The 10479-nt window shown below is 41.9% G+C and carries 11 protein-coding genes and 1 pseudogene; 5 read left to right on the forward strand and 7 right to left on the reverse strand.

Features of this window, described 5'->3' with window-relative positions; translation table 11 throughout:
• Positions 1-111 precede the first annotated feature (111 nt).
• Positions 112-888 carry an enoyl-ACP reductase FabI gene (fabI, locus tag AACX33_RS02630; protein ID WP_194000287.1) on the reverse strand — a complete coding sequence of 259 codons (777 nt, stop codon included), beginning with the start codon at positions 886-888 and terminating at the stop codon, positions 112-114.
• Positions 889-1263: 375 nt separating this feature from the next.
• Between fabI and ntcA the strand changes: the two genes are divergently transcribed.
• The 3 genes from ntcA (at position 1264) to AACX33_RS02645 (ending at position 4051) form a co-directional block, all read left to right on the forward strand.
• Entirely contained in the window at positions 1264-1935 is a 672-nt protein-coding gene (gene ntcA, locus AACX33_RS02635; RefSeq protein WP_194000285.1) for a global nitrogen regulator NtcA, read from the forward strand.
• A 191-nt stretch (positions 1936-2126) separates the two neighbouring features.
• Positions 2127-3533: a DUF3084 domain-containing protein gene (locus AACX33_RS02640; RefSeq protein WP_194000283.1), complete on the forward strand. Its 1407-nt coding sequence runs from the start codon at positions 2127-2129 to the stop codon at positions 3531-3533.
• A 74-nt stretch (positions 3534-3607) separates the two neighbouring features.
• Positions 3608-4051, forward strand: coding sequence for a pre-16S rRNA-processing nuclease YqgF (locus AACX33_RS02645; protein ID WP_194000281.1), 444 nt, complete (start codon positions 3608-3610; stop codon positions 4049-4051).
• Positions 4052-4093: 42 nt separating this feature from the next.
• On the opposite strand, the gene AACX33_RS02650 is transcribed toward AACX33_RS02645, so the two are convergent.
• Positions 4094-4357, reverse strand: a complete 264-nt coding sequence (locus AACX33_RS02650) for a DUF3146 family protein (protein ID WP_194000418.1) — start codon at positions 4355-4357, stop codon at positions 4094-4096.
• A gap of 87 nt (positions 4358-4444) precedes the next feature.
• On the opposite strand from AACX33_RS02650, the gene pdxH reads away from it, so the two are divergent.
• Positions 4445-5089: a pyridoxamine 5'-phosphate oxidase gene (pdxH, locus tag AACX33_RS02655; RefSeq protein WP_194000279.1), complete on the forward strand. Its 645-nt coding sequence runs from the start codon at positions 4445-4447 to the stop codon at positions 5087-5089.
• A 208-nt stretch (positions 5090-5297) separates the two neighbouring features.
• Here the strand turns inward: pdxH and AACX33_RS02660 are convergent, their stop codons facing one another.
• Together AACX33_RS02660 and AACX33_RS02665 are read right to left on the reverse strand one after the other, a co-directional pair.
• Positions 5298-6197 carry a DUF3153 domain-containing protein gene (locus AACX33_RS02660; RefSeq protein WP_194000277.1) on the reverse strand — a complete coding sequence of 300 codons (900 nt, stop codon included), beginning with the start codon at positions 6195-6197 and terminating at the stop codon, positions 5298-5300.
• Between the two features lie 18 nt (positions 6198-6215).
• Complete coding sequence (locus tag AACX33_RS02665; RefSeq protein WP_194000275.1) at positions 6216-6734, reverse strand: tetratricopeptide repeat protein; 519 nt, start codon at positions 6732-6734, stop codon at positions 6216-6218.
• Positions 6735-6905: 171 nt separating this feature from the next.
• Between AACX33_RS02665 and AACX33_RS02670 the strand changes: the two genes are divergently transcribed.
• Positions 6906-7376 carry a hypothetical protein gene (locus AACX33_RS02670; protein ID WP_194000273.1) on the forward strand — a complete coding sequence of 157 codons (471 nt, stop codon included), beginning with the start codon at positions 6906-6908 and terminating at the stop codon, positions 7374-7376.
• 20 nt (positions 7377-7396) lie between these two features.
• On the opposite strand, the gene argB is transcribed toward AACX33_RS02670, so the two are convergent.
• From argB to AACX33_RS02685, 3 genes and pseudogenes are all read right to left on the reverse strand, one after another.
• On the reverse strand, positions 7397-8290 hold the full coding sequence (gene argB / locus AACX33_RS02675) for an acetylglutamate kinase (protein ID WP_176428832.1): 894 nt from the start codon (positions 8288-8290) through the stop codon (positions 7397-7399).
• 222 nt (positions 8291-8512) lie between these two features.
• Complete coding sequence (locus AACX33_RS02680; RefSeq protein ID WP_194000271.1) at positions 8513-9349, reverse strand: SWIM zinc finger family protein; 837 nt, start codon at positions 9347-9349, stop codon at positions 8513-8515.
• A gap of 102 nt (positions 9350-9451) precedes the next feature.
• A pseudogene (locus tag AACX33_RS02685) lies at positions 9452-10386 on the reverse strand (Rpn family recombination-promoting nuclease/putative transposase).
• Positions 10387-10479 lie beyond the last annotated feature (93 nt).

Consider the following 10479-nt stretch of genomic DNA (forward strand, 5'->3'; position numbering starts at 1 on the left):
GGAGTGGGGAGTAGGGAGTAGGGAGTAGGGAGTGGGGAGTAGGGAGCAGGGGGTAAGGATTGTAACTTCCTAATGACTAATGACTAATGACCAATGACCAATGACCAATGATTACATTCCCATGATTTCATATCCTGCATCTACATACAAAACTTGCCCGGTAATGCCACTGGCTAAATCGCTAGACAAGAAAGCAGCAGTATTACCTACTTCTTGCTGGGTGACAGTGCGTCGCAGGGGCGCTACTTCTTCTACATGGTGAATCATATCTAAAATTCCGCCTACTGCCGAAGAGGCTAATGTGCGTATCGGCCCGGCGGAAATGGCATTTACCCGAATGTTTTGTGGTCCCAGTTCAGCCGCCAAATAACGGACACTAGCTTCTAATCCGGCTTTAGCTACTCCCATGACGTTGTAGTTAGGAACTGCCCTCACGCCGCCCAAATATGTCAGGGTGATGATGCTACCGCCTTCTGTCATTAGCGGTTTGGCCGCACCGCTTAACTGCACCAGCGAGTAGGTACTGATTTCTAAAGCGGTTTTGAAACCAGAACGTGAGGTTTCGCTAAAACCACCAGTCAAATCGTCTCTGTTAGCGAAGGCTAAACAGTGGATGAGGATGTCCAATTTTCCCCATTTATCTCGGATAGCTTCAAAGGTAGATTCAATCTGTGCGTCGTCTTGGACATTACAGGGAACAAATAAGCTGGGGTTAAGAGGCTCTACCAATTCCGCTACTTTTTTTTCCATTTTGCCGCGCTCATCTGGTAGGTAGGTAATACCCAAGTTAGCTCCGGCTTTGTGCAGTTGTTGAGCAATCCCCCAGGCAATGGAGCGGTTGTTGGCAATCCCTGTAACTAAGGCGTTTTTTCCAGTCAGATTCAGCATAGAAATTGTGAATAAGATCAATCATTAGGAGCATACTAGAATCTGAGGCGAGTTTGTCTTGGTTCTGCACATAATTTGCGAAAATGATCATCAGGGAGACTATTTTCTGAAAAGTTTCTCCAGACAATCCTGAAGATATTCTCAAGATATCGTGAATTTTTTGCGAAAAAACCTGATGACCACAACTGTGCCAGTACTTATAACAACTACTCGCTAAAAACATGAGAAATTATGTATCATTATGAACAAATAACTATGAAGTTATGCGTTTGAGTATAGGAATGCACAGAAAGGTTGACGGTGCTTTATTGATTTTTCAGGTGTATTCTTAGGTAATCAGTTTTTGTTTTTCCGGCATTGGGTAGGGGAAGGGAGATGATTGTGACACAAGATAAAGCCCTAGCAAATGTATTTCGTCAGATGGCGACCGGAGCATTTCCTCCAGTTGTAGAAACGTTTGAACGCAATAAAACAATATTTTTTCCCGGCGATCCTGCTGAACGAGTTTATTTTCTTTTGAAGGGTGCTGTGAAACTTTCCAGGGTGTACGAGGCAGGAGAGGAAATAACGGTAGCACTGCTGCGGGAAAATAGTGTTTTTGGTGTGTTGTCATTACTGACAGGAAATAAGTCAGATAGATTCTATCATGCGGTGGCATTTACGTCTGTAGAGTTACTGTCTGCGCCAATTGAACAGGTGGAGCAAGCGTTTAAGGAAAATCCCGAATTATCGATGTTGATGCTGCGAGGCCTATCTTCGCGGATTTTACAAACAGAGATGATGATTGAAACCTTGGCTCACCGTGATATGGGTTCGAGATTGGTGAGTTTTTTGTTAATTCTTTGTCGTGATTTTGGGGTTCCTTGTGCAGATGGGATTACGATTGATCTGAAGCTATCTCATCAGGCGATCGCAGAAGCAATTGGTTCTACTAGGGTAACGGTGACCAGGTTATTGGGAGATTTGCGTGAGAAAGAGATGATTTCTATCCATAAAAAGAAGATTACTGTGCATAAACCTGTTACCTTAAGTAGGCAGTTCACTTAAAAGCAATTGGGGAGGTGGAGTGGCGCGTGTTGTGTTTTTGCAGATGACCACCATAGCTGGAGGTAAATCTAAAATCTTGAGTAGTTTCAGCTATTGCCAATATTCCACTCTCCACAAGATAATCAATGAAAGTAGTAGGCTGTATCTGGAAGCATTATGCCTCCGGCACACTACGTGAACGGTAGCTGAAGATGACCACCGGGTACATCCTGATCGTAGCAATTTTAATTTTGGGGGGCGTAATTGCCACCGTGGGCGATCGCATTGGCACACGAGTTGGCAAAGCACGCCTCTCACTGTTTAACCTCCGCCCCAAAAAAACCGCTGTATTGGTAACTATCTTTACTGGCGGATTAATTTCAGCATCAACATTAGGCATCTTATTTGCTGCTGATGAAGGATTGCGCCAAGGGGTGTTTGAGCTAGAAGATATTCAAAGAGACCTCAGAGAGCAGCGGGAACAACTCAAAATTGCGGAAACTGCCAAAAGTCAGGTTGAGTCTGAGTTAAGCACAGCAAGAAGTGAAAAAACTCAAGCACAGCAAGACTTACAGGTAATTAATAAATCCTTGCAAGCCGCCAATGCTAAACAACTGGCAACACAAACTCAACTTCAACGTACTCAAGGACAGCTAGGTGAAGTCGTCAGTCAGTATCAACAAGCCTTAACTGAACTGCAAAGCGTTTATGATCAAAGAGAGACATTGCAGGGGGCTATTGAAGAACTGAGGGCAGAAAGGGAACGATTGTATGCGGAAGCTAAAACAGCTATTGACGAAGCGAAAACAGCTATTAACCAGCGCGATCGCAAAATTGCCCAACTTGATGGATTGATTAAACAACGCAATCAAGAAATTGCTTCGCGAGAACAAGTAATTGCCACCAGGGAATCTCGCCTCAAAGAATTGGAAAAACAACAGAATTATTTAGAACAAGAAGTCGCAAGGCTGGAAAAATATTATCAATCATACCGTGACCTCCGTCTAGGTAAACTGGCACTGGTTCGGAATCAAGTTTTAGCGGCGAACGTGGTTCGCGTTAATCAAGCCAGTGCAGCTCGTCAAGCGGTCATACAACTTTTGCAAGCCGCTAACCAGAATGCCAACATTCAATTAACTGAACCTGGAGAAATTCCCACAAATAAAACCCTGCTGCGCGTTACCCAGGAAAGAGTAGAGCAACTGAGCCAGCAGATTCAGGATGGTCGAGAGTACGTTGTCCGAATCTTTTCTGCTGGTAATTACGTGAGGGGAGAAAACCAAATAGAATTTTTTGCGGATGCAGCCCGAAATCAACTAGTCTTTTCCGAAGGCGAGGTACTAGCTACAACGACTGCTGATCCCAAAACGATGACATCCTATCAGCTATCGCAAAGACTCGATTTGCTGATTTCGGCTTCGGAATTTCGGGCGCGTAATGCCGGAATTGTCGAGGGTATGTTAAGAGAAGGTACTCATTTACGCTTTTTCTTACAACTAAGACAGTATGATCATCCGTTAGAAATCAAAGCGATCGCCAGGGAGGACATTTATACCGCAGGACCTTTAAGAATCAAGCTTTTGGCAATTTTCAACGGTGTAGTTGTTTTTAGCACCTAAAAATATAAATAAAATCCAGTCGGATATTAAGAATAATTAAATAAAACTCTTGCGAGAATTTAAGTGTATTTTTTATGACTTTTAGTGAATTTTCACCAACACAACCAGTCATTTTAGGCTTCGATCCCGGTAAAGATAAATGTGGTTTAGCAGTCATGGGACTAGATCGGCAATTGTACTATCACCAAGTTGTGACTGCACAAAAGGCGATCGCCACCATTGAGACACTGCGTCAACAGTTTCCCATATCCTTGCTAGTCATGGGTGACCAAACCACCTCGAAACAGTGGAAACAGCAACTGCGAGAGGCATTGGTAGAGCAACTGAGGATCATTTTAGTAGATGAGCGCTACAGTACCTTAGAAGCACGCGATCGCTACTGGCAGATGTACCCACCCAAAGGGCTAACAAAACTCTTACCACAGGGCATGAGACAGCCACCACGACCCATAGATGACATAGTTGCTCTCCTCTTGATTGAAAGATACTTAAATCGCCTCACTACGACTGTTGAGTGACCAATGACCAATGACAAATGACCAATGACAAATGACCAATGACTAAAGTTCAGCCCTAATAGTAAAAGCATAATCTCCTCCAGGCTCTAACTGATAATCCTGTTGTTCTAAGAAGCGACCGAGGGGTTCTTTGATCAGGGCGCGACCTTGGGAAGGCTTCACAGACAGTTCTCCTCGGCGAAAATGCCATTGGAAATGCCACTCGAAGCTACCCGCACTTACTTCACCCTCAAGAAAGCCGAGTTGCCACGATTGACGGATAATTCTGACATGGGCGGTAGTTTCTGGAAGACGTTTCGCACTCACAATGCTTTGTGTCATGTGTGGGATAAAAGCCAAATAAATAGGCTACTTCTTTTATTTACCAAACTTATCTTAAATATACAAACTGACATGGACAAGACCGTAGCTGACCTTCGCAAAGATTACACCTTGGAAGGTTTGAGTGAAACCGAGATTAACCCAAATCCTTTGATTCAATTTAAAAAATGGTTTGAACAAGCACTAGCAGCCCAACTTCCTGAACCGAATGCTATGACTCTAGCCACGGCTACACCAGATGGTCAGCCTTCGGCAAGAATGGTGCTGCTGAAGGATTTTGATGAACGGGGCTTTGTTTTGTTCACCAACTACAACAGTCAAAAAGCGCAAGAACTAGCAGCAAATCCCCAAGCAGCTTTAGTTTTTTGGTGGGCGGAATTAGAACGCCAAGTCAGAATTGTCGGGAAAGTTGAAAAAATTTCTTCAGAACAGTCTGATAGCTATTTTGAGATGCGACCGCCCAATAGTCGTTTGGGTGCGTGGGCTTCTAATCAAAGTGAAGTAATTGTTGGGAGGGAAGTTTTAGAACAACAATTGCAGGATTTCCAGCGCAAATATGAAAATCAGGAGGTTCCTCGACCACCTCATTGGGGAGGATACAGAATTATCCCCAGAGAAATTGAGTTTTGGCAAGGTCGTTCCAGTCGTCTGCATGACCGCTTGCTGTATACTCGCGCGAACAATAACAATTGGAAAATTGAACGACTATCACCTTGAGACTGGGAACTGGAATTGAGCGTGTACATCCAAATGATTAAAAATGACTCCCAACCCTTTTTGTAGGGTGCGTTATGTTTCTCTTGTGGAACAGGCATACTTCGACAAGCTCAGTACAAGTCTTGCCTGTTCTGGGCGGGCTAGAAGCCCACCCCACAATATTTATGCTTATGCACTAATTTAGGCTTGCCACGCCACTACCTGCTTCCTACTCCGTTGCTGCTTTGGCATCAGGTGCAAATTGAACCCTGGGATCTGGCATAAAATGATATCTCAGGTAAATTCCTCCCCAGATGAAGAGGATAATTAACAAACCACCAATACCGAGGGGACTAGGTAACCAGAAAACTACTTCTATGTGGTTGAGTTGACCGGGCTGAAGCTGCCATACTAATTGCTTACCTTGCTTTTGAGGATTGATCGCAGTTTCATTTTGTTGAATATTTCTGGCTCCCCAAGGGGTTTTTAAGCTAAATTCTAGGTCGAGAATTGACCCCGTATCAGATAACACGTTACCTCTACTGGCAATTAAGGAGAGCGATCGCAAGTCTAAATCATAAATTAATCGATTCCTCACTAGCAGCACAAAATTATTCTGATTTATAAGTAAATTAGATTCAATTTTCGGTAGTTCTGATTCAGATGCTTTCTGCACAGCGTCAGCTTTTTGATTCGTCCGAGAGTTAAGAAAATTGTTGAATTTCTCTTGCAACTCTTGACCATTACTGAAGGGTATTTTCACAATAATTTCTTCTGGAGAAATCCTTTGGGTTGTACCTTCTAGTTGACGGGTGCGACGTTCTATGCTATGTAACCATTCATAGACATAATCGCCACTAAAGCTGGTGAGTCTTTCTCCCAATTTAATATGCTGTACTATTTCGCCACGATTTGAGTTATTAAAGGTCACTCCGGCATCGTACTCGACACAACCAGTTAGCAGCAGTGATGATAACAGTACCAGCCACAAAATAGGATTTTTGAGCGGAAAGATGCGATGAATGAGATTCTGACTGAGCTGCTTAATGAATGATGCCATTTTGATCAACACAAAACTCAGTGCTTTGGTGAATCTCACTAAAATCTTTCTGAAAATAGAATAATTCATCCATATATCTCCCAAAAACTAAAAACTCAACCCAGCCAAGTACGAGAGTGTTAACACAATAACAATTAGTGCTACCCAAATAAAGCGATTATCTTGGTTCTTCACCTGACTGAGGTCAATTAACTCTGGTTCAGCAGGTGCTTGACGAGAAGATTTCGCGGAATTTCCAGATGCTCGAATCTTGGCATCATTATCAGACAATGTGCCTAAATCAGGGATTTCCGTCATCCATTCACTGGGGCGTTGGAGTTTTGGGGCTTTTAAAATGTAAAGTAACTGCTTTGCTTGTTTGCTAGTTTCTGGGAAAGGATGGCGTTGGAGTTGTTGACAAAGGGCGATCGCTTCTTCAGTCCGTCCCGATGCTTCATAAGCTGTTACCAGCCACATTTCAACTTCGCCCCCAAGGCGAGAATTTCGAGATAGCAGGGCGCTGGCTTTTTCCAGACTTTCCACAGCTTCTCGATATTTCCCATTTTCAAAGTTAAGTTTTCCAGCCTGATAAAGACTTCTGGCAATTTCTAAACTTTCTGTACTCACGTTTTATACACCAATCAGCACTGCTTTAAATTTGTCTGTGTCAGCAATTCTGTGTTTTTCTGATGAAAAGCTGACAAAATTGAAGTTGATAAACTTGAAAATTTTAACCAAGTAAACTGCGGTTATTTTCTTCATAAAAATTCAGATTATCAAATGCAGGTGAGCAAAAATATGCTAAAAATCAAGCATTTACAACTGAATTGGCTGGGAGTGGGGATAATTTGCTCTGTAATTAGCGCTACAATTACCCCAGCTGCTGCCGGCAGCGTCATCATCATTAATAACACTGTGAGAATTAATCAGCCGCCTGCTGTTGGTTCTTTTATTTATGGTAGTCCGATTTCTACCCCCATGCCTGTAGACCCAGCGACAGGGTTAATTCCCCGGCGCAGCGATCGCGACTATCACTCCTATCCTGTGGTTAGTCCCATGCCAAATTTCGGTAGTAATCCCACTTTAATTAATCCCACTTTAATTAATCCCGTAATTCGTAACTCAATTTTAGTGAATCCAGGGATTATTAATCATAATTCCCAGTATTTTAGACCTACACCATTTAGAGAGCGAACGCGAGTGAGAATGAATCGTCACCGTGTCAGATCCACAGGGCGATCGCAGGTGATTTTTAACTATCCCTGGTAAAAGTCAGATTAATCGAGGTTTTAGCTAAACTGAGAACCAAGGATCATCGTGCCAATACCACCATCAGTAAAGACTTCTAGAAGTAGGGCGTGGGGAATGCGACCATCAATGATGTGTGCCGCACTTACGCCTTGAGCAAGCGATCGCACACAACAATTCACCTTCGGAATCATCCCACCGCTAACAATACCATTGGCAATCAGTTCGCGGGCTTGGCTAATATCTACCTTCGGAATCAAGCTAGATGGATCTTTGTAATCCTTGAGAATACCTGGCGTGTCAGTCAGTAAAATTAACTTTTCAGCACCCAAAGCGGCGGCGATTTCCCCAGCCACTGTATCAGCGTTAATGTTGTAAGCTTGACCCTTCTCGTCTGTAGCTACGCTAGACACCACCGGAATATAGCCATTACTAGAGAGAGTTTCCAAAATTTTGATATTGACACCACTAACTTCCCCCACAAAACCGATACCTTCTTGATCCTGGGGACGAGCTGTAATCAAGTTACCATCCTTCCCACAAAGTCCCACCGCCAAGCCCCCAGCCCGGCTAATCAGAGAAACAATTTCCTTATTAACTCGACCGACTAAAACCATCTCCACTACATCCATAGTGGGAGCATCTGTGACCCGCAAACCATTTTTAAATTGTGCTTCAATGCCCAGTTTATTTAACCAACTATTAATTTCTGGGCCACCACCATGTACAAGAATAGGACGTAAGCCAACGCAGGATAAAAAGACAATATCCCGCATTACTTTGTCTTTCAGGGTGCTATCTTTCATGGCTGCACCACCATATTTCACAACAACAGTCCGACCAACAAATTGTTGAATGTAAGGTAGGGCTTCGCTGAGTACACGTACACGAGTAGCTTCCGTTTCCCGGATGTATTCCGAATCGTTATCCATCACAGAGGGCTATTGAGATTTAAAACTTATTTAGTCAGTTTAGAAGAATTTGGAACCTGCAACAATCTTTCCGAATTCCTGGTTCTTCTCTGAGGCTTCCTTTGCTGCGAGGAAAGTTTTCCATTACAGCATTATAAAAGTTTCCGGCTCCCTCTCCTTAGTAAGGAGAGGGTTGGGGTGAGGTTTTCTAGGAATTTCCACAAAATCCAGATGCTCCCAATCCCATCAACCTCCTCCCATATTCATCGCTGCTAACATTGCTTGCTGACTTACCTGTTGATAAACAGTCTCTAAATATTTCGTTACCACATCGCCAGCAGTGGAACTTACGGTACTTTCTTCTGTTTTCGCTAAAGGAATCGCGCCCAATACATCTAATACCGTTTCGCTACCCGACGGCGTAATCACTACTAAAGAAGACTCTAGGGGTTCATGATATTGCCAGAAATCATTAAGGTTAACAGAGGGTTGCGGCTGAGTTGTGGGGTGTTTAATCTCCGGTGTTTCAGGTGCTGTCACTTCCACCTTAGCACCGCGTAATTGACGTAAATCGCTGATAATTTGCTCTTTAGTGCGTCCGCGTAATTGAAACAGCACAAACGGGTCTTCACTGAAGCGATCGCCTAACTGATAGTATACAGCACCAATATGTTTACAAGGATTTGCCTTATCAGGACAAGAGCATTTACTGTGAACATCAGAAAGCGTAAACGGAAACAAAGACAAACCATTGGCTGTAAACACTTCCTCAATATTTTGCGGCATTTCCCCAGCTAACAGCTTCGCTGCAAAAATGGCTCTTTGGGACATAGTTTCAATTACATAACCCCATTCCTCCTCACTAAAATGGTCAATAGAAAGAGAAACCTTATAAGGATCAGATTCACTACCTTGGACTCTAGCTAAAACCTTTGCGCCTTTAAACTCAATACTCAGAACATTTCCCTGACGAGAATAATTTCTTGCCCGTTCCAAACGCTTTTTAAACCGATAAGAATCCAGTAACTCTAGCCACTTTTGTGACCACCATTCTCTACTTGCTTGTAAGGTATCGTTATTCATAAATAAATGTAAAACTTGGTATCAAGTATACAAGCTAAATGCTAGTTATAAAATGATTGAAATCTATAACAAAAGGCTTATGGCAAGCCATATATACCTACTCTAAACTTGTTGTACATTATTTAACCAATTTTGCAAATCTTCTACAGTATTTAAATCAAATATTGCCTCTCCTAAAGCTTCAATAACATCTATATTTAAACTCCTAATTTCGGTTTCTAATTCTCTATCAATTTGTCCAATTTTTTTATTGATTTGACGGATAATTAATTTTTTTTCTCTTTCAATTCCTGTTTCAATTCCTGTCTCAATTCCTTTTTCCATCCAACTGGTGACAATTTGCATAACTTCCTCCTTCTCTTCTTTGATTAATGTACCTATTTCTACTTGAAATTCCTCTTCTTCTATTTTATTCAATCTCAAATATGTGTCAATGAACCCTGATATCAATTGCATTTGGCTGGATTTAATTTTAAGGTAACTAACAACCTTAAACATTCCGCTTTGACTTTTGGCCTATCCTCTGGTGCTATATTCATTTTTGACATCAAAGCCGATGCAACTGGATTTGGACGAACTAAAAAATCTCGCCAGTTGAGTTGATTCAGTTGTACTACTTGATAATTAAATTTTAGCACTTCAAAATCAGCAAAGTTGATTTGATAGTTATTCACGGCTACGGTTTTCGGTGAGTCGTAGGAAAATATAACTATCGGATATATTGGCAAGTCCAATTTTTCATCTAATCTCGCAAAATAACGGAACATTCTTTGATTAAATTTCGGTCTTGCACCTGATTCTGCTTCAATATGAATCACAAAGTAAGAAGGTTGACCTAGAAATTTCACTTTAACTATTAGGTCAGTTTCATATTTGTCTCCTGCGGTGACATCCGTAAATATTTCTTTGTCTAAAAATGTAATTGATGTGGTGTCTATATATTCGAGAACTTGAGGAAAGAATAATTCTATAAATTCTATAAAAAAATTTGATATTAGTTCTTTGAATAAGCGGTCATGGTCTATCTTGTTTGTCATCTTGTTATCCAAGTACAAAAATTGGAAAAAAGCTTTAATGGCGATGCTATTTTCATATAGCTTTTACTAATTATATAAGGTATATCATAGCCC

The organism is Nodularia sp. LEGE 04288 (assembly GCF_963896525.1).
GTDB lineage: Bacteria > Cyanobacteriota > Cyanobacteriia > Cyanobacteriales > Nostocaceae > Nodularia.